This is a genomic window from Devosia sp., assembly GCF_040509215.1.
Classification (GTDB): domain Bacteria; phylum Pseudomonadota; class Alphaproteobacteria; order Rhizobiales; family Devosiaceae; genus Devosia.
In genome coordinates this window covers 1-17,314 of sequence record NZ_JBEVLL010000367.1, presented here as the reverse complement: position 1 = coordinate 17,314, position 17,314 = coordinate 1, and the positions used below count along the sequence as shown (strand labels likewise).

19 protein-coding genes are annotated in these 17,314 nt (G+C 62.4%); 14 read left to right on the top strand and 5 right to left on the bottom strand.

All coding sequences use genetic code 11. The features are described 5' to 3' along the window. Nucleotides 1-89: 89 nt before the first annotated feature. The 3 genes from ABW043_RS20845 to ABW043_RS20835 all read right to left on the bottom strand — a co-directional run bounded on the left by ABW043_RS20845 (nucleotide 90) and on the right by ABW043_RS20835 (nucleotide 4,221). Complete coding sequence (locus ABW043_RS20845; protein ID WP_353923113.1) at nucleotides 90-617, bottom strand: hypothetical protein; 528 nt, start codon at nucleotides 615-617, stop codon at nucleotides 90-92. Between the two features lie 122 nt (nucleotides 618-739). Beyond that, nucleotides 740-3,157 (bottom strand): efflux RND transporter permease subunit, encoded by a 2,418-nt coding sequence (locus ABW043_RS20840; protein ID WP_353923112.1) that lies wholly within the window; start codon nucleotides 3,155-3,157, stop codon nucleotides 740-742. A 182-nt stretch (nucleotides 3,158-3,339) separates the two neighbouring features. After that, entirely contained in the window at nucleotides 3,340-4,221 is an 882-nt protein-coding gene (locus ABW043_RS20835) for an SDR family oxidoreductase (RefSeq protein WP_353923111.1), read from the bottom strand. Nucleotides 4,222-4,392: 171 nt separating this feature from the next. On the opposite strand from ABW043_RS20835, the gene ABW043_RS20830 reads away from it, so the two are divergent. Together ABW043_RS20830 and ABW043_RS20825 are read left to right on the top strand one after the other, a co-directional pair. After that, nucleotides 4,393-4,779, top strand: a complete 387-nt coding sequence (locus tag ABW043_RS20830; protein WP_353923116.1) for a winged helix-turn-helix transcriptional regulator — start codon at nucleotides 4,393-4,395, stop codon at nucleotides 4,777-4,779. Between the two features lie 109 nt (nucleotides 4,780-4,888). Continuing rightward, nucleotides 4,889-5,560 (top strand): GAP family protein, encoded by a 672-nt coding sequence (locus ABW043_RS20825; protein ID WP_353923110.1) that lies wholly within the window; start codon nucleotides 4,889-4,891, stop codon nucleotides 5,558-5,560. A gap of 6 nt (nucleotides 5,561-5,566) precedes the next feature. Here ABW043_RS20825 and ABW043_RS20820 read toward each other — a convergent pair whose 3' ends face one another. Then, nucleotides 5,567-6,046, bottom strand: coding sequence for an SRPBCC family protein (locus tag ABW043_RS20820; protein ID WP_353923109.1), 480 nt, complete (start codon nucleotides 6,044-6,046; stop codon nucleotides 5,567-5,569). Beyond that, complete coding sequence (locus tag ABW043_RS20815) at nucleotides 6,043-6,390, bottom strand: ArsR/SmtB family transcription factor (protein ID WP_353923108.1); 348 nt, start codon at nucleotides 6,388-6,390, stop codon at nucleotides 6,043-6,045. The genes ABW043_RS20820 and ABW043_RS20815 overlap by 4 nt, the downstream gene beginning before the upstream one ends. A 104-nt stretch (nucleotides 6,391-6,494) precedes the next feature. Here ABW043_RS20815 and ABW043_RS20810 point away from each other — a divergent pair, with 104 nt between their 5' ends. The 12 genes from ABW043_RS20810 to ABW043_RS20755 all read left to right on the top strand — a co-directional run. Then, on the top strand, nucleotides 6,495-7,670 hold the full coding sequence (locus ABW043_RS20810) for a lipase family protein (protein WP_353923107.1): 1,176 nt from the start codon (nucleotides 6,495-6,497) through the stop codon (nucleotides 7,668-7,670). 132 nt (nucleotides 7,671-7,802) lie between these two features. Continuing rightward, complete coding sequence (gene gyrA, locus ABW043_RS20805; RefSeq protein ID WP_353923115.1) at nucleotides 7,803-10,526, top strand: DNA gyrase subunit A; 2,724 nt, start codon at nucleotides 7,803-7,805, stop codon at nucleotides 10,524-10,526. Between the two features lie 75 nt (nucleotides 10,527-10,601). Next, a complete protein-coding gene (locus ABW043_RS20800) occupies nucleotides 10,602-11,222 on the top strand; it encodes a LysE family translocator (protein ID WP_353923106.1) in 621 nt (206 codons plus the stop codon). Beyond that, nucleotides 11,222-11,722, top strand: a complete 501-nt coding sequence (locus ABW043_RS20795; RefSeq protein ID WP_353923105.1) for a GNAT family N-acetyltransferase — start codon at nucleotides 11,222-11,224, stop codon at nucleotides 11,720-11,722. Before ABW043_RS20800 ends, ABW043_RS20795 begins: the two co-directional genes overlap by 1 nt. After that, nucleotides 11,719-12,924 carry an MFS transporter gene (locus ABW043_RS20790; RefSeq protein WP_353923104.1) on the top strand — a complete coding sequence of 402 codons (1,206 nt, stop codon included), beginning with the start codon at nucleotides 11,719-11,721 and terminating at the stop codon, nucleotides 12,922-12,924. Before ABW043_RS20795 ends, ABW043_RS20790 begins: the two co-directional genes overlap by 4 nt. 36 nt (nucleotides 12,925-12,960) lie before the next feature. Beyond that, complete coding sequence (gene coaD / locus ABW043_RS20785) at nucleotides 12,961-13,455, top strand: pantetheine-phosphate adenylyltransferase (protein ID WP_353923103.1); 495 nt, start codon at nucleotides 12,961-12,963, stop codon at nucleotides 13,453-13,455. Beyond that, a complete protein-coding gene (locus ABW043_RS20780) occupies nucleotides 13,455-14,039 on the top strand; it encodes a peptidylprolyl isomerase (RefSeq protein ID WP_353923114.1) in 585 nt (194 codons plus the stop codon). The genes coaD and ABW043_RS20780 overlap by 1 nt, the downstream gene beginning before the upstream one ends. A gap of 102 nt (nucleotides 14,040-14,141) precedes the next feature. Beyond that, nucleotides 14,142-14,654 (top strand): peptidylprolyl isomerase, encoded by a 513-nt coding sequence (locus ABW043_RS20775; RefSeq protein ID WP_353923102.1) that lies wholly within the window; start codon nucleotides 14,142-14,144, stop codon nucleotides 14,652-14,654. Between the two features lie 64 nt (nucleotides 14,655-14,718). Further along, nucleotides 14,719-15,030 (top strand): hypothetical protein, encoded by a 312-nt coding sequence (locus tag ABW043_RS20770; protein ID WP_353923101.1) that lies wholly within the window; start codon nucleotides 14,719-14,721, stop codon nucleotides 15,028-15,030. A gap of 117 nt (nucleotides 15,031-15,147) precedes the next feature. After that, nucleotides 15,148-15,597 carry a DMT family transporter gene (locus tag ABW043_RS20765; RefSeq protein ID WP_353923100.1) on the top strand — a complete coding sequence of 150 codons (450 nt, stop codon included), beginning with the start codon at nucleotides 15,148-15,150 and terminating at the stop codon, nucleotides 15,595-15,597. A 60-nt stretch (nucleotides 15,598-15,657) separates the two neighbouring features. After that, complete coding sequence (gene queA / locus ABW043_RS20760) at nucleotides 15,658-16,740, top strand: tRNA preQ1(34) S-adenosylmethionine ribosyltransferase-isomerase QueA (RefSeq protein WP_353923099.1); 1,083 nt, start codon at nucleotides 15,658-15,660, stop codon at nucleotides 16,738-16,740. Then, a partial coding sequence (locus tag ABW043_RS20755; protein ID WP_353923098.1) for an exopolysaccharide biosynthesis protein occupies nucleotides 16,737-17,314 on the top strand: 578 nt, incomplete at its 3' end. The genes queA and ABW043_RS20755, both read left to right, overlap by 4 nt.

Sequence of the window (17,314 nt, the reverse complement as noted above, 5' to 3'; positions counted from 1 at the left end):
GAGCCCGGCAATGACGAAGGGTGGGTGAGAGCAGTTCTGAAAACAAAAAAGCGGCCCAGGGGCCGCTTTCCGTTTGGATGCGTCGCTAATCAGCGGGCGAAGGGGACGTCGGCGCGGAGGCTGTCGCCGGATTCGACGTAGACGACTTCGAAGGCGACGCTCATGGCGTCGTCGTTGAGGGCGATCTGGGCGGAAATGTTCATTTCCTTGCCTTCTTCGTCGGGGGTGCGGTCCCGAAGATTGAAGACAAGGCCGCCGCCGCGCTTCTGACCGACGGCGATGCCGCTGAAGGTGGCGTTCGATGTCATGGCCGCTTCATAGCGCTTGGCCGCATCGACATAGGCGATGGTGCCGGCGACGGACAGGTTCGTGCCGGCGAGGGTGCAACGGCCCGAATAATTGACCTTGTCGGAATTGCCCTGGGACAGCGACAGGCGGCAAACCACGGACTCGGTCGAGGCGCCGACCAGCGTGCCGCGGCCGCGCCACTCACCGATGTATGATTTCAGAAGGGCAACTTCGGCCGGGCCGGCAAAGGCGGGCGCCGCAGTGAAGCCGGCCGAAAGGAGGAGACCTGCCAGTGCAGTGGCACGGGTCAGGGGTCCGAGAAAGGTCATAGTGCAAAGCCTCCGAGTGTCACACCAAGCCCCCCGGCTGGTTATCGACGGTTGATAGCAAATTCAGTCAGATTCGGCGTTGTGTTTTCGTTATGCCATCCATGCTGGCGGGAAAACGGGGCTCACGCCGTCTTGGGATCAGGCGCTTCTCCCTCGGTTCCGCCCTCGCCGGTGATCGTGTCACCCATGGGATCATCGGGCGTCGCGTCGTGGTCCGAGGTGCGGACGCGAATGTTGCCGAGTTTGTGGAAGAACTTGCCGCCGGCCATCAACAGGGCTGGCAGGATGAAGAGATCGCCCAGGATCGCCAGCGCCAAAGTGATGACGAAGAGCGAGCCGAAGAGGGCCACCTGCGGCAACTCGGAGAACATGATGATGGCCGTGCCGGCGCAGAGGATGATGGTGGTGGCGACGATGGCCCCGCCAATGCGCAGCAGCGTGTGCTTGACCGCGTCTTCGTGGGTTCGGCCTTCCTCGCGCCTTCCGTGGAGATAGTGCGAGAGGAAATGCACCGTGTCATCAACGGCGATACCGAACGCAATGGTTAGGGCGATGACCGTCGTCAGTTGAAGGCCAGCGCCGGAATACCAGAGCCACGCCTCGGTGCCGAGGATGGGGAAGAGGTTCGGAATGGCCGAGGCGAGCGCGACGCGGAAAGACTGGAAGGCGAAGCCGATCAGGCCAAGATTGACGATGACGCTGAAGGTCAGGTCGAGCTGCAGGCCGCGCACGATGTCGTCCGTGGCGAAGGTGGTGAGCACGCGGAAGCCGCCGACTTCGGCATCGGAAATACCGGCCGCGGTCAGTTCGTTTTCGACACGATGAACGAGCTCCTTGAGCACATCGCTGTCAATGACGGTGGGCATGAAGCCGGTGACGAGGGCTTGTGAGCCATCATCGGTAACGAAGCGGCGGCGCATGAAGGGACCAACGGCATCGAGCACTTCGCCGCGGGTGAAGCCGGTATCGGTGTAATTGGTCATGCTCGCGGCGGAGATGACCTTGTTTTCACCCAGCTCCTTTTCGAGCAGCTCGTGTACCAGCTTGATGCGCTGGAAATCGACCTCGCCGACATCGGGATTGTTCTCGATGAGGGGGACGCGGATGTAGAGCGGGGCGACGCCGCCGACGCCCTCATCGATGTTTTCGGCCGCCGTCAGGGCGGTCGATTCCGTCGCGACGAAATCCTCGAAGGAGAACCGCGGCTGGATGAGGAAATAGGGGATCAGCAGCAGCAGCGTGGTGACGATGCCGGCGATGGCGATGGGGCGGCCGAAGCGGCTGGCGAGGAACCAGCTCAGGGGCAGGGGGGCCGTGAGGATCACGCTCGACTTGGGCGGCGCCTTGAAGCCGAGGCGCACCGCGAGTTTCAACAGCAGCGGCTGGAAGGTCATGGTGCAGGCGAAAAGCAGGAACGAGCCCATGGCGCCGGCCATGGAGAATTCGCGTACGCCCTGGCCCGGGGTGAGCGAAAGCGAGGCGAAGCTGACCATGGAGATGAGCATGGTGAGCGCGGTCGCGGGACCGACGAGTTTAATGGTCGCGTCGACCGCCTTGTTGGGCTCCATGCCATCGCGCCAATAGGCCAGCCAGTTGAAGGTGAAGAACATCGACTCGGCAAAGGAGATCACCAGAACCAGCGTCGTGACGATGATGGTCAGGAAGGAGAATGAGCCGAAGAAGAGGAGGATAATGCCCATCGACCACATGACCGCAAGGAACGGCGTGGCGGCGACGATGAGGGCGCCGGCAATGGATCGCAGAGCGAGGAGGGCAATCAGGGAGCCCAGGGCAAAGCCGTAGACGGTGAATTTGACCTGATCGTCGACGGCAGCATTGAGCATTTCCGTCGTCCAGACCGGTGGGCCGGTGATCTCGATGGAGATGTCATCGCTTTCGAAGGGCGCGATGGTCTGGCGCAGGTTTTCGATCATGGCCTTGGCGCCGCGCTCTTTCACCACGTCCTGATTGGGGAACATGATGAGCACCACGCCATTGAGATCGGGCGTGATGAGATTGCGCATCATGGGATCGTTTTGCTGCAGATCCATGAGGGCGAAGGCGACTTCGTCGGCCGTTTGTAGGCCCTCGGGCACGGCGGGCTCGGAGCCGCCATAGGGTGAGGGCTTTCGCAGCGTAAAGGGCGACATGGTGCCGACGGCGAACTCGTTGAGTTCAAGCTCGAAGGCGAGGCTGCGCACCTGTTCGATGATTTCAGGTTCGGCAAGGCGCTCGGAATTGACGAGGACGTAGAGGTCGTTCTCGAAGGTGCCGAAGGTTTCCGAGAGGTGCTCGTAGGCGTCGTAGTAGTGGCCGGAATGGGCGTAGACGCGGAGGAGGTCGCCGTCGACATTGGCCTTGGGGATCTGCGTGAAGCAGAGGACCGAAACAGCAGGACGCCGAGGGCCATCAGGCGCGGATAGCGGACCGTGGTCAGGCCAAGATGTTCGAGCCCGAAGCCGATGGAGCGGTCGTACGTGAGGCGGGCCAGGACACGCTTGAACCAGGAAGGAGAAGACACGAGAACCCCGACTCCGCAAATGAGGCGACAATCAGGTGGAATCTCTATGTGTTTCGCTCAGGTGCGTCCAGCGGTCGCAGGGGCTTGAAGAGTGTTGAGCGCCGGCAGGTTATGCTCTGATGCCGTTCGGCAAAAAGTGTTGCGCGCGAAGCACTGTCATTCCCGGCATGGGACGGGAATGACAGTGTGCGACGGCTACGCTCAGGCGGTGAGGGCAGCCTTGTTGGCGGTCAGGAAGTCGGCAAACGTCGTCGGCTTACGACCGGAATAGCGCTCGACAACATCGGTGACGGCGCCGTGGAAGCCGGTCACGGCGTCACGCTGGAAGGCGACGAGAGCCGCGGCGAAGAAGTCGGGGAGGCCAGCGGCTTCGAGACCCTTCTGCAGATCTGCCGGGGTCAGGGCCACGACGTTGATCGGCTTGCCGGTGAGCTGGGCGAAGAGCGCAGCGCGTTCGACATTGGTTACGGGAGCGGGGCCGGTTACGTCTTCAACGGTCTTGCCTTCGGCCGAGAGCAGGGCGCCAGCGGCGGTGCGGGCGGTGTCGGCGCGGGTGACGTAGGAGGTGCCGCGATCGCCGATGAGGCCGAAGAGCTGACCCGAGGAGATGACATGGCCGGCGTCCATCAGCACGTTTTCGGCATACAGGTGATTGCGCAGGATGGTGAAATCGAGCCCGCTGGAGGCGATGGCGACTTCGGTCCAGAAGTGTTCAGGATTGAGGCCGGCATCGGCATCGGGGCGGGCGGCAGGGGCTGAGGTGTAGACGATGTGCTTCACGCCGGCGGCCTTGGCTGCATCGATGATGGCTTGCTGCTGGGCGGCGCGGCGACCGACGGCATCCGTGCTGACGATGAGGAGGCGTTCGACGCCGGCGAGGGCGGTCGGCAGGGTCGAGGCATCGTCGAAATCGAGCTTGCAGATTTCGGCGCCCTTGGCGGCCAGGTCCTGAAGCTTGGAAGGATCGCGGGTGCCCGCGATGACCTTGGTGGCGCCGCGCGCCAGCAGCTCTTCGACCGCAAGGCGGCCCAGCTTGCCCGAAGCACCCGATACCAGCAGGGTCGAATTGGTGAATTTGCTCATTTGTACTCTCCATTCCATGACGACACAGTTCGAACCAACTTGCCCGCCCGTTCGGCAGAGAGTAAGTATCGAAAGGAGAGTGCTATCTAGAGGCTGCCATCGCGGCTGAAAAGGAGGCACTTTTTCGGGTGAAGGTTACCTGGAGGTAAGTGCATGCTGGACGGGCAGGATATGGCCGCCATTTACGTCGAACGCTGGAACGCGGCAGCGACCGCGGGCCCCGCCGAGCCATGCCCGGTGCGGAACGTGCTCGACAAGATCGGCGACAAGTGGAGCATGCTGCTGGTGATGACGCTGGCGGGCGGCCCCAAGCGGTTCAACGAGCTGCATCGGGAAGTGCCGGACATTTCCCAGAAGATGCTGACGCAGACGCTGCGCGATCTGCAGCGGGATGGCTATGTTGGACGGCAGGTGTTCGACACCAAGCCGCCATCTGTCGAATATCGGCTGACACCGCTTGGGCACTCGCTGATTGTGCCGTTTGGGCAATTGATCGAGTGGGCCAATCGCAGCTTCGACAAGATCGATGCGGCGCGGGCCGACTACGACGCGCGGTAGGCCGGAATTTTCGATGGTTGATCGCGGGCCTTGAATTTGCCGCGCTGGGATTCTCAGCCAATGCGTCGCTCCCGTGTGGGACATATGATGCTGGCGGGGGAAGCCGAAGATGGATGCCATCGACATCATATTGCCCATCGCTACGGCGATTGCGCTTAGTCCGCTGCCGATCATCGCGGTCGTGCTGATTGCCGGCTCGGCCGGTGCGCGGGTCGCGGGGCCGATGTATCTGGCCGGTTGGGTCGCGGGACTTGTCGGCTTGGCTCTTGGTGCGGCGGCCGTTACGCATCTGGTGGGCGATATCGGGCCGACGGGAGAGGTCGTGCTGGATTGGCTGCGGGTGATCCTGGGCGGGCTGCTGCTCTGGGCCGCAGCCAGGAAGTGGACAACGCGGCCCCGGGGGGCAGAGGAGCCTGCCACGCCGAAATGGCTGGATGCGCTCAGGACGGTCGGGCCGGGTGCGGCACTGCTCTGGGGAGCGACGCTGGCCGTGGTCAATCCCAAGCATGCTGGCCTTGTGCTGGCCGCCATGGCCTCGTTGGTCTATGTGCCGCTGACGTCTGGCGAGATGATCGTGAGCACGCTGCTGCTTGTGGCGCTTAGCTCGGTCCCGGTGGCGGCCGTCGTGCTGTGGAGGGCCGTCGCCGGGGAGGCCGCGACGCCATTGCTGGCGTCGATCGAGCAGTTTCTGCTTCGCAATAACGATGTGATCGTCATGACCGTGCTCGGCCTCATTGGCATGGTCGTGCTCGGAAAAGGCCTATCCGGCGTGCTTGGTTGACTGGCCTCAGAACTGAAGCCGGTCGATGGTCATGGTCCAGCCGGCGAGCATGCCAGTGGACATCCATTCGGTCGTTTGCGGCTCGGTGAGTTGGTCGGGCAGTTCGACGCGGAAGATCATCTGCGTGCCGTCGGATATTTCGCGGAAGAGGATGGTTACCTGTGGGCCGAGCGCCAGATTGTCAGGATCGATCTTGGGCCAGCCATCGACGGCGCCCCAGGTGAAGACCAGTTTTTTGGCGGGTTCGATTTCGCGGAAAATGCCGCCGGTCATGTAGCGGGTCTGGGTGTCGACGATCATCTCCAGACGCCAGGCGCCGCCGACGCGGAGATCGACCGTGATGGGGAGATCGCTGGTGAAGCCCGGATTCATGAACCAGCCGAGATTTTCAGGCGCGGTCCAGGCCGAGAAGACCATATCGGGCGGCGCTTCGAAGGTGCGGGTGAGGGTGAAACCCCGGCCGAGGGAAAAGGTGGGAGCGGTCATGACTTGTCCTCCTCTTTGGCCTTGGCGGCCATCATAGTTTTGAGCTGGGCATCGAGCGCATCGAAGCGCTGGGAGAAGAATTCGCGATAGGTGGCGAGCCAGATATCGGCTTCTTCGAGCGGGCCGGCATTGAGCCGACACGGGCGGAACTGTGCGGATTTTTCGCGGGTGATGAGACCGGCGGTTTCGAGCACTTTGAGGTGCCGTGACACCGTGGGCAGAGCCAGCGCGAAGGGCTCTGCCAGTTCGGTGACCGTTGCGGGGCCGTCGGCCAAGCGGGCGAGCATGGCCCGGCGGGTCGGATCGGCGAGAGCGGCGAATGTGGACGTCAGGTGATCTTGCATTTGCGTACTTAGCTAATCATGCAAATACGATGAACCTGATGACGCTGGGAGTCAAGTGGCGCCGGTTAAAGAGGGCTGCTAGGCTTTGGTGGCAGAGGGGTGTCATGCGTCGATTTCTGATTATTCTCAGTGTGCTGCTGGTTGTGGTGGTGGGTCTGATTGGCGCTGCATGGCTTTGGGCACGGCCGGACCAGCCAGCGGAATTCTATCGTTCGGTCGTTGCCGAGGGCGCGCCGGGGACTTTGCTGGCGGTCGAGCCCTATACTTTCGATGTGCCGGCGGGCGCGCGGGCGTGGCGCATTCTTTATGTGACGACGCGGATCGACGAGACCAAGGCTGTTGCCAGCGCCGTGGTGATGGTGCCGGAGGCGGGGAGGGGGCCACTGCTGCCAGTTGCATGGGCGCATGGGACGAATGGAACGGCGCCGGGCTGCGCGCCTTCGGTGGTGGGGCCATTCAAGAACGTGCCGGCGGTTGCCGAACTTCTGGCAGAGGGTTGGGCCTATGTGGGGACGGACTATGTCGGGCTCGGCACGGAGGGTGGGCATGCCTATCTCGTGGGCGAGGACGCGGCACGGGCGGTGCTCGATTCCATAAGGGCGGCGGCGCAGATGTCAGAGGTGGATATCCTGCCGCGAACGGTGATCTGGGGCCATTCGCAGGGTGGCAATTCGGCGCTTTGGACGGGAATGCTGGCCGGGACGTATGCGCCGGACATCGAGGTGCTGGGCGTTTCGGCACAGGCGCCGGCGGGCGACCTGCCGAACCTGGTCGAGGGCGCGCAGCGCGGCATGTTTGGCAAGATCGTCTCGAGCTACCTGCTCCATGCCTATGCTGAGGCGTATGACGACGTGCGCGTGGAGCACTATGTGGACGGGTATCGGGCGGGAATTTTGCAGGACATTGCCGCGCGCTGTGCGGTCGATGCGAAAGCCCTGTTCTCGATTGCGGAGCTGGCGCTGTTGCCGGGCCAGCTTTTCGAGGTGGACCCGGTAGGCACGCCGTTGGGCGATAGGCTGGTCGAGAATGTGCCGGTGGGGCCGTTCTCCATGCCGGTCTTCATCAGTCAGGGTGTTGACGATGATATCGTGCTGGAAGCGGTGCAGGCTGGCTTTGTGGGCAGTCTCTGCGCGGCGGGTACCGACCTGGTCTATCGGCGCTATGAGGGGCGGAACCACGTCTCGCTGGTGGCGCCGGATTCAGCGCTGACGGGGGATATTATTGCCTGGACACGGGCGCGTTTTGCCGGGGAGGCGAGCGAACCGGATTGCGCGGGGTGACAAGCCCGGGCTCTCCACAGCCTATTGGGGTGGAAATTGGCTTTTCAGGCCGAAATAGACTACATGTTGGGGCAAGAAAAACCAACGTAGAATCACCCCGTGACAGATACGCCAGAAGGTGCAGCCGGCTCCATGCCAGGCGGCGACATCGCTCCGATCTATATCACCGACGAGATGCGCAAGAGCTACCTCGATTACGCCATGAGCGTGATCGTCAGCCGCGCGCTGCCTGATGTTCGCGACGGCCTCAAACCCGTGCACCGCCGTATCCTGTTCTCGATGAGCGAGAACGGCTACGAATATAACAAGCCTTTCCGCAAGTCGGCGCGTGTCGTCGGCGACGTGATCGGTAAATATCACCCGCATGGCGACAGCGCCGTCTACATGGCCTTGGTGCGTATGGCTCAGACCTTCTCCATGGGCGAGATGCTGGTGCAGGGCCAAGGTAACTTTGGTTCGGTCGACGGCGATATGCCGGCCGCCATGCGTTACACCGAAGTCCGCATGCAGAAGATCACGGGCTTCATGCTCGACGATCTCGACAAGGACACGGTCGATTTCCGCGACAACTATGACGGTTCGGAACACGAGCCGACCGTCTTGCCGGCGCGCTTTCCGAACATGCTGGTCAATGGCGGCGGCGGTATCGCCGTGGGCATGGCCACCAATATTCCGACGCATAACCTAGCCGAAACGATTAATGCGGCGCTGGCTGTGCTCGATAACGGTTCGATAACGACGGAAGAACTGCTCGAGCACCTGCCGGGGCCGGATTTCCCGACCGGTGGCATTATTCTGGGTCGTGCCGGCATCCGACAGGCTTACGAAACGGGGCGTGGCTCGATCGTCGTGCGCGGTCGCTCGACCGTTGAAGAGGTCCGCAAGGAACGCGAAGCCATCGTCATCACCGAGATTCCGTATCAGGTGAACAAGGCGTCGATGGTGGAGCGCATCGCTGAACTCGTCCGCGAAAAGCGGATCGAGGGCATTGCCGATCTGCGCGACGAATCCAGCCGCGAAGGCATGCGCGTCGTCATCGAAGTGAAGCGCGATGCGCTGCCCGAAGTCGTGCTCAACCAGCTCTATCGCTTCACGGCGCTGCAATCGTCCTTCGGTTGCAACTTCGTGGCACTGAACGGCGGCAAGCCGGAGCTGATGAATCTCAAGCAGATTCTCGACTGCTTCATCGCCTTCCGTGAGGAAGTGGTTACGCGTCGCGCCCGGTTCCTTCTTAATAAGGCGCGCGACCGTGCCCATATTCTGGTGGGTCTCGCCGTTGCTGTCGCCAATATCGATGAAGTGATTGCGCTGATCCGCACCGCGCCCGATCCGGCGACGGCGCGCGAGCAGTTGATGACGCGCCGCTGGCCGGCCGCCGACGTGGCGCCGCTGATCGCGCTGATCGACGATCCGCGTCACCGCATCAACGAAGACGGCACGTTCAACCTCTCGGAAGAGCAGGCGCGCGCCATTCTCGAACTGCGTCTGGCTCGTCTTACTGCTCTCGGCCGCGATGAAATCGGCGAAGAGCTCAACGGACTCGGCGCCGAGATCGAGGACTATCTCGATATCCTGCGCTCGATCGATCGCGTTCGCGCCATCATCCGCGAAGAACTCGAAGCCGTGCGCGAGGAGTTCGGCTCGCCGCGTCGGACTGAGATCAGCGATTATGTTGCCGATTTCGACGACGAAGACCTGATCGCCCGCGAAGACATGGTCGTGACCGTCAGCCATGCCGGCTACATCAAGCGCGTGCCGCTTTCGACCTATCGTGCGCAGAACCGCGGCGGCAAGGGTCGTTCGGGCATGTCGACGCGCGAAGAAGATTTCGTGGCGCGGCTGTTCGTGGCCAATACGCATACGCCGGTGTTGTTCTTCACCAGCCGCGGCATTGCCTACAAGCTCAAGGTGTGGCGCCTGCCGCTCTCTGCCGCCAATGGCAAGGGCAAGGCTCTAATCAACATCCTGCCGCTAGAACAGGGCGAACGGATCACCTCGATCATGCCGCTGCCCGAGGATGAAACCTCGTGGGGCAATCTCGACATCATGTTCACCACGACGCGCGGCACGGTTCGCCGCAACTCGCTGGCCGACTTTGTCGAAGTGCGCCAGAACGGTAAGATCGCCATGAAGCTCGACGAGGGCGACGAAATCGTCGGCGTCGACACCTGCACGATCAACAACGACCTGCTGCTGACGACTGCGCTGGGTCAGGCGATCCGCTTCCGCGTGGACGATGTGCGCCTGTTCAAGGGCCGCGACTCCATGGGCGTGCGCGGCATTCAGTTGGCTGAAGGCGACAAGGTCATTTCCATGGCCGTGATCAACCACTCGGACGCCGATGCCGAACAGCGCGCTGCCTATCTCAAGATGAGCCGTGCGGTGCGCGGCGAAGCCGAGAGCGAAGAGCCGAGCACGGACGAGGCCGATGTGGTCGCCGGCGCGCTTGAGCCGGAACTCTATGCGCAGATGAGCGCCAGCGAGCAGTTCATTCTCGCCATTTCCGAAAATGGCTATGGCAAGCGGACCTCCAGCCACGAATACCGGATCACCGGTCGCGGCGGTAAGGGCATCGTCGCCATGGCGGTCAACAAGCGCAATGGCAACCTGGTGGCGAGCTTCCCGGTGGAAGACGAAGACCAGATCATGCTCATCAGCGATGGTGGCCAGACCATCCGCCTGCCGGTGGGCGGCGACAAGCCGATCCGCATCGTCAGCCGCGGCTCTCAGGGTGTGATCGTGTTCGACACGGCCGAGGGCGAGAAGGTGGTTTCGGTGGAACGCATCAGCGAGCCTGAAGGCGAAGAGGGCGATGATGTTGCTCCGCCGCCCGCGGAAGGCGGCGAGACCGAATAAGGATTTGGGGCGCTTCGGCGCCCCTTGTCTTTTCTGGCGCCCGGTGGCTTGCTCCTCGATGAGAGGAGACTCACCGTGTTCGATATTTCGACGCTCATTCCCTATCTTGGCGCCTGTTTCCTGCTGGCCATCGTGCCAGGGCCCACCGTGACGGTCATTGTCGCCAATTCGCTGGCGCGCGGAACCGGGGCGGGGCTCGCCATTGTTGCAGGCACGCAGGCCGGGTTCCTGGTGATGACTCTGGTCGTTGCGCTCGGGATGCAGGCGCTGGTGGCGTTCATGGGCGCGGCGTTCGATTGGATCAAACTGATCGGCGCGGCGTATCTCATCTGGCTCGGCTTCAAGATGCTGCGGAGCGATGGTGATCTGGGCTCGGTAGAAGCGGAACGTGGCAAATCCAATCTTCGCACGGCACTTGAGGGTTTTGTCGTAATTCTCTCCAATCCAAAGGCTCTTATTTTCCTCGGCGCCTTCCTGCCGCAGTTCGTCGACGTGTCGCAGCCGACCTTTCCGCAGGTGATGATGCTGGGCCTTTTCTTCATGCTGGTGGCTGGTTCAACAGACGCGATCTATGCCGTGGTCGCGGGCAGGGCGCGCGGACTCTTGAGCGCGGCGCGTGTCCGGATGGTGTCCCGGCTCTCCGGCGTGATCCTGATGGCGGGCGGGGTCTGGCTGGCGCTACAGAAGCGGGCTTGATGGAACAGGCCAGCCCCGACGCATTCAATCTGGAGATCCACGATCTTCGCGATGTGATTTCCCACAGGTCTGTCGTGGCGGAGCGGATCTGGCGAGCATGGTGGGAGCCTGACGGCCAGCCGCTCTCTGACGTCGATGAAGCGCTAGACATGGTGCTGTCCGAGGAGGATTTTTCGTTCACGCTTGTCGCTTTTTCAAATGGCCGATTTGTCGGCACGGCGACAAGCATTCAGACCGATATCGACGCCCGCCCTGATCTTGGCCCTTGCCTTGCCGCTTTGTGGGTGGAGCCGGAGGCACGTGGTCGCGGAGTAGCCGGGGCACTGATCTCGGCGGTTCTGGAGCGCTTGTCATCCCATGGGTTTGCCGAGGCCTATCTGTCGGCCAAGCCACATATGCGCGGCTTTTACGAGAAGAACGGCTGGACGCTGATCGAGTCCGATATTGACCGAGATCATCAGGATGTATTCGTGCGCACTCTGAAGCAGGCCTCGGCATGAGCGTGGCCAGCTATGGCAGCTTGCTGCGTTTGCCGGTGCCGCGGCGGCTTGCCGCTGCCAGCATTCCGGCGGATTTTGCCGATTGGCTGGATTATGCGGCTGTGGTTGCGCTCGTGGTCTTCGCCTGGGGTGAGGGGCCTTTTGCGCTGGCCATGTTCGCGCTGGCGCTGAGTCTGCCGTACATTTTGGTCGGGCCGTTTATCGCAGTTGTGGTGGATCGGGTGCCGATCCGGACGGTACTGGTGGTCAGCAATTTTGGGCGTGGGTTGGCGACGCTGGGCTTTGCCTTTGCTGGCGATACGGCGGTGCTTCTCGCGCTGGTTTTCGTTCGCGGCTGTATCGACTCGGCGTTTACCCCGGCGCGGCAGGCGGCGATCCAGGCGAGTACGCCCGAAGACCTGCGCGGCGTCGCGAACGGGCTGCACCAGGCGATCAACCAGACGTCCAAGATTGCGGGGCCGGCTTTGGGTGGTCTGTTGTTGGCCTTTTGGTCGGCGCAGAGCATTTTCATGCTCAATGCCGGGCTCTCGCTTGTTGCGGCACTGATTGCCCTGAGCGTGACATTGCCGCCGCGGCCGACTTCTACGGAAGAAAAAGGAAAGTTCTTCACCGAGTCGCTGAAGGGGATCAGCGAATTCCGGCGCAGCCGTCGGCTGATGGTGGCGCTGATCTTTTCGGCCTGCGCTTATTTCGCGTTCTTCCTCTATGACGCATTGATTGCGCTTTTGGCAGAAGGGTTTGGCTTCGACGCGACGGCGTTTGGCCTCTCGATCTCGGCCTCGGGGCTGGGCGGCCTCGTTGGGGCGCTGGTGGCCGGGAGCATGGCGGGAAAGCGGCCGATGCTGACCATGTCGCTGGCGGCGGTGATTTCGGGGCTTACGACATGTGCCGTGGCGGTTGCGGCGGTGATGGGCTGGTCGGTGCAGTTGCCGGCCTTTTTGCTGGTGCTTTGCTTCATGGGCGGGGCGACCGCTTTCATGCTGGTGCCTTATCGCACCATTGTGCAGGCCGACGCGCCGCCGGACCGAATTGCGCGCGTGTTTGCGGCGGGCGAGGCGGTGATCACGCTGACCATGCTGTCCGCGCCGCTGATCGGCAGCTTTATTGCCAGCCAGTGGGGTACGCCGGTGGCTTTCCTCGCGGGGGGCGCTGTGCTGGTGCTGCTCGGGGCCGTTACGCTTGCCTCGCATCGCGGCCCGTGACAAAAAGCCATCAATATCAAGAGGGAGGGGCCGCCAATGAGCAAGCTCGTGGGCTTTTATCCTGGGTCGTTTGACCCACTGACCAATGGGCATCTCGATGTGATCGAGCGCGCCTGCAAGCTGGTGGACACGCTGGTTGTCGGGGTCGGCGTCAGTGCGACCAAGAAGAATCCGCTGTTTTCGCATGCCGATCGGCACGCCATTCTGCAGCAGGTGCTGGGGCCCGTGGGACTGCGGACCAATACCGAATTCAAGATCGTCGATTTCTCCGGCCTGATGGTCAACGCGGCGCGCGAGCACGGCGCGAAGCTGATCATTCGCGGGCTCCGCGACACGACCGACTACAATTACGAAATGCAGATGGTGGGGATGAACGCGCAGATGGCGCCGGACCTGCAGACGGTTTTCCTGCCATCAAGCCCGCCTGTGCGGCATATCTCGGCCACATTGGTGCGTCAGATCGCCGAGATGGGTGGTGATATCTCCGCCTTCGTTCCGCCAATCGTCCTCAAGGCCTTGAAAGCATCATGATGACCTTTTCCCGCCGCCTCTTCTCCGGCCTCGCCATTGCAGCTCTCGCCCTTTCCGCCGTGCCGGCAATGGCGCAGACCGGCAAGCCGCATCTGATCCTGACGCTCGAAGACGGCACGGTCGATATCGAGCTCCTGCCCGAACTCGCCCCCAAGCATGTCGAGCGCGTCATCGCGCTGACCGAAGCGGGCTCTTACGACGGCGTGGTGTTTCACCGCGTGATCGACGGTTTCATGGCCCAGACGGGCGACGTGCAGTTCGGCAAGTCGGATTCGCCGACTTATGACCTTTCCCGTGCCGGCATGGGTGGCTCGGATCAGCCGGATGTCGAAGCCGAGTTCAATTCCGAGAGCTTCCAGCGTGGTGTGCTCGGCGCAGCGCGTGCCCAGGATCCGAATTCGTTCAATTCGCAGTTCTTCATCACCACGGCCGATGCCAGCTTCCTTGATGGCCAGTACACTGTGTTCGGCAAGGTCGTGTCCGGCATGGAAGCCGTCGATGCGCTGGAAAAGGGCCCACAGAGCGCCAATGGCGCCGTGGCCAATCCAGACAAGATCGTGGATGCCACGATCGAATATAAGTAAGACGCTGCGGCTTTTGGGGGCCCGGAACTTCCCGGGCCGCCTTGCACTTAAAGCACATTGCCCCTAAATCCGGGCCACTTCATTTCTACGAAAGCGAAAATCATGGCCGATTACGCCGATCCCGAAAACACCCTCGTCATCGAAACCACCAAGGGCAATGTCGTCATCGAGATGCGTCCGGACCTGGCCCCCGGCCATGTCGACCACATCAAGAAGCTTGCCCGCGAAGGCGCTTATGATGGCGTGGTGTTTCACCGCGTGATCGACGGCTTCATGGCCCAGACCGGCGACGTGAAGTTCGGCAATTCCAACACGCCCGACTTCAACCCCTCGCGCACCGGCACCGGTGGTTCGCAGTACCCGAACATCAAGCAGGAATTCTCGGCTGAGCCGCACGTTCGCGGCACCGCCTCGATGGCCCGCTCGCAGGATCCGAACAGCGCGAACTCGCAGTTCTTCATCTGCTTTGGTGATGCGCGTTTCCTTGATCGTCAGTACACTGTCTGGGGCAAGGTCACCGAGGGCATGGAATTTGTCGATCAGATCAAGCGCGGCGAGCCCGTCATCAATCCCGACAAGATGGTTTCGGTCAAAGTGGCGGCTGACATCGTCTAAGTCTTTGCTGGCGGCTACGGCCGCCAGCCTTTTGCTCGCGGCGCCAGCGGCGGCGAGCAGCGCCATGATGTGCGAGGGCGAAGGCGGGGAGGCCATCGTCAACCTCGCCACTCTGTCCGTGGTGCAGGTGATCGGCGCCTATGCCGAAATCGGCGATGCCAGCTATTCGACCGGACCTGAGCGCGGTGACGGCACGCCGTTCGTCGTGGGCCAGGCTTTTGGCGAAGGCGACGCGATGATGATCGATTTCGTCGATCCCAATTTCGAAGACATTCTTGTTGGCCTCAGGCTCATCTGGAAGGGTGATGAAGAGGTTTGGACTGGCACCCTGACGGGTGGCGGCACATCAGTGGACGTTACCTGTATGTCTGGCTGAGGCATCGCGTTATCCCGTCCAGACGCATGGGTTTCGCGCGACGGAAAACGGGCTACCACTAAGCGTGAATGCTTTGTGGCTGATTCCGGCCAATCTTCCAGGACCAAGACTTTGAAAATGGATACTTTGCTCTGGGCGCTAATGGGCGTCTTCGCGGGCGCTTGCATTGCCGTGCAGGCGCCGATCAATGCCAGCCTCGGACGGGCGCTCGAAGTGCCGATCGCGGCGGCGGCGGTATCGTTCCTCGCGGGCGGCGTGGTGCTGTGGGCCCTCGCGTTTCTTTTCAGCCATGTGACGGCGACGCCGATCAATTTTGCGGCGCCGGCGCAATGGACGCTGGTGGCCGGAGGGCTGTTGGGGGCGTTCTATGTGTTTTCCAATATCACGCTGACGCCGATGATCGGGGCGGCAGCCGTGATGGCGCTTTCCGTGGCCGGGCAGTTGATGGCCGGGCTCATGCTCGACAAGGTCGGCTTCATGGGCATGGCGGTGCGCGAGATCACCATGGGACGCGTGGCCGGCGCGGCGTTGCTGATCGTGGGCGCGGTGATGATCCGGGTGCTTTAGGGCAACCTTGCTGACTTTGCCCCGTTTTCGTGGGGCGATTGGCATGCTAACGAGCCCTCCATGCGTGTTTCCGAATTCGACTTTGAGCTGCCCGAAAATCTGATCGCCCTGCATCCGGCAGAGCCACGCGATTCCGCGCGGCTGTTGCTGGTGCGTCCGGGCGAAGCGCTGGAAGACCGGCATATTCCGGACCTGCTGGAAATCTTGCAGCCGGGCGATGTGCTCGTGGTCAACGATACGCGGGTTTTGCCGGCGGAGCTGCGTGGAACACGAGTGCGCGGGGAGACGCGGGCCAATGTGTCGTTCAATCTCCACAAGCGGGTCGATGCTCATACCTGGCGGGCCTTTGCGCGACCTGCCAAGAAGCTGGCACTGCTCGACGAGCTGGAGCTAGGCAATGGGCAGGCGGACGCGCTGAAGGCACGGGTCGCCGGCAAGGGCGATACGGGCGAAGTGACGCTCGAGTTCGAACTGGGCGGGGCCCAGCTCGACGAAGCGATCAAATCGCATGGCGCCATGCCGCTGCCGCCTTATATCGGGGCCAAGCGCGCCGTCGAGGAGCGCGACAAGGTCGACTATCAGACGGTCTATGCGGCCGAAGATGGCGCCGTGGCGGCGCCGACGGCGGGGCTGCATTTCACCGAAAAGCTTTTGCAGCAGTTGAGTGATCGCGGCGTGACCATGGAGCGGGTGACGCTGCATGTGGGCGCGGGGACGTTTCTGCCGATGAAGGTAGATGACACTGAAGACCATGTCATGCACTCGGAATGGGGTGATATCGACCAGGCGACGGTCGAGCGGATCAATGCCAAGCGAGCGCTAGGTGGGCGGGTGATTGCCGTGGGCACCACCAGCTTGCGGCTGCTGGAGACGGCGTCGCGGGCGACTGGGCGGTTGCAGCCGTTCATCGGCGACACGGATATCTTCATCACGCCGGGCTTCAAGTTCCGGACCGTCGATATCCTGATGACCAATTTCCATCTGCCGAAATCGACCTTGTTCATGCTGGTCAGCGCCTTTTCGGGGCTCGACCAGATGAAGGTCGCCTATAACCACGCGATATCGAACGGTTACCGGTTTTATTCCTACGGCGACTCGTCGCTGCTGTTCCGCGCCGGCGGAAGCGAGGACGACGAGGCGTGAGCCGCGGCACGCCGCCCATCGTCCGCCATACCAATCGGATCGTGGTTGGGCTGAGGACGGTTGCGGCGAGCGGGGATGAAAAGCTCACATTTCAACGGCTGATCGAGGCGATGGGGCAGGGGTCTCATCGCCTACTCATCCTCATGCTGACGCTGCTCAACATGATTCCCGGCCCGCCGGGATTTGGCGGGGTCATTGCCTGGACAACCTTTGCCGTGGCGCTGGCCATGGTGCTGGGCCGTCGGGTGCGGCTGCCAGGCATCATTGGCGATCGTAAGCTGCCGGTGGCGCCGCTGCTCAAGGCGAGCGAGCAGGTGGTCAAGGTGACTGGGATCATCGCGCGATTTTCGCGGCCCCGTATGCGCTGGCTGACCGGCGCGGCTGCGACGGTGCCCTACGGCATTTTCGCTATGGTGATCAGCGTAGCAATGACGGTGCCCATTCCGTTTTCCAATGCCGTGCCGAATGTGGGCCTCTGCGTGCTGGCTTTTTCTATGCTGAACCGGGACGGCATTGGGGCGGTGATAGGGGCTGCGATGTGTATTCTTGGGCTGGGGGTGGAGATCGCCCTTGT

What these genes read in the sequence shown, in the direction of transcription:
- ABW043_RS20795 (WP_353923105.1), top strand. Translation starts at nt 11,222, where the DNA reads ATGGAACAGGCCAGCCCCGACGCATTCAATCTGGAGATCCACGATCTT.
- ABW043_RS20765 (WP_353923100.1), top strand. Translation starts at nt 15,148, where the DNA reads ATGGATACTTTGCTCTGGGCGCTAATGGGCGTCTTCGCGGGCGCTTGC.
- ABW043_RS20815 (WP_353923108.1), bottom strand. Translation starts at nt 6,390, where the DNA reads ATGCAAGATCACCTGACGTCCACATTCGCCGCTCTCGCCGATCCGACC.
- ABW043_RS20770 (WP_353923101.1), top strand. Translation starts at nt 14,719, where the DNA reads ATGATGTGCGAGGGCGAAGGCGGGGAGGCCATCGTCAACCTCGCCACT.
- ABW043_RS20790 (WP_353923104.1), top strand. Translation starts at nt 11,719, where the DNA reads ATGAGCGTGGCCAGCTATGGCAGCTTGCTGCGTTTGCCGGTGCCGCGG.
- ABW043_RS20845 (WP_353923113.1), bottom strand. Translation starts at nt 617, where the DNA reads ATGACCTTTCTCGGACCCCTGACCCGTGCCACTGCACTGGCAGGTCTC.
- coaD (WP_353923103.1), top strand. Translation starts at nt 12,961, where the DNA reads ATGAGCAAGCTCGTGGGCTTTTATCCTGGGTCGTTTGACCCACTGACC.
- ABW043_RS20820 (WP_353923109.1), bottom strand. Translation starts at nt 6,046, where the DNA reads ATGACCGCTCCCACCTTTTCCCTCGGCCGGGGTTTCACCCTCACCCGC.
- ABW043_RS20825 (WP_353923110.1), top strand. Translation starts at nt 4,889, where the DNA reads ATGGATGCCATCGACATCATATTGCCCATCGCTACGGCGATTGCGCTT.
- ABW043_RS20810 (WP_353923107.1), top strand. Translation starts at nt 6,495, where the DNA reads ATGCGTCGATTTCTGATTATTCTCAGTGTGCTGCTGGTTGTGGTGGTG.
- ABW043_RS20835 (WP_353923111.1), bottom strand. Translation starts at nt 4,221, where the DNA reads ATGAGCAAATTCACCAATTCGACCCTGCTGGTATCGGGTGCTTCGGGC.
- queA (WP_353923099.1), top strand. Translation starts at nt 15,658, where the DNA reads ATGCGTGTTTCCGAATTCGACTTTGAGCTGCCCGAAAATCTGATCGCC.
- ABW043_RS20775 (WP_353923102.1), top strand. Translation starts at nt 14,142, where the DNA reads ATGGCCGATTACGCCGATCCCGAAAACACCCTCGTCATCGAAACCACC.
- gyrA (WP_353923115.1), top strand. Translation starts at nt 7,803, where the DNA reads ATGCCAGGCGGCGACATCGCTCCGATCTATATCACCGACGAGATGCGC.
- ABW043_RS20780 (WP_353923114.1), top strand. Translation starts at nt 13,455, where the DNA reads ATGACCTTTTCCCGCCGCCTCTTCTCCGGCCTCGCCATTGCAGCTCTC.
- ABW043_RS20830 (WP_353923116.1), top strand. Translation starts at nt 4,393, where the DNA reads ATGGCCGCCATTTACGTCGAACGCTGGAACGCGGCAGCGACCGCGGGC.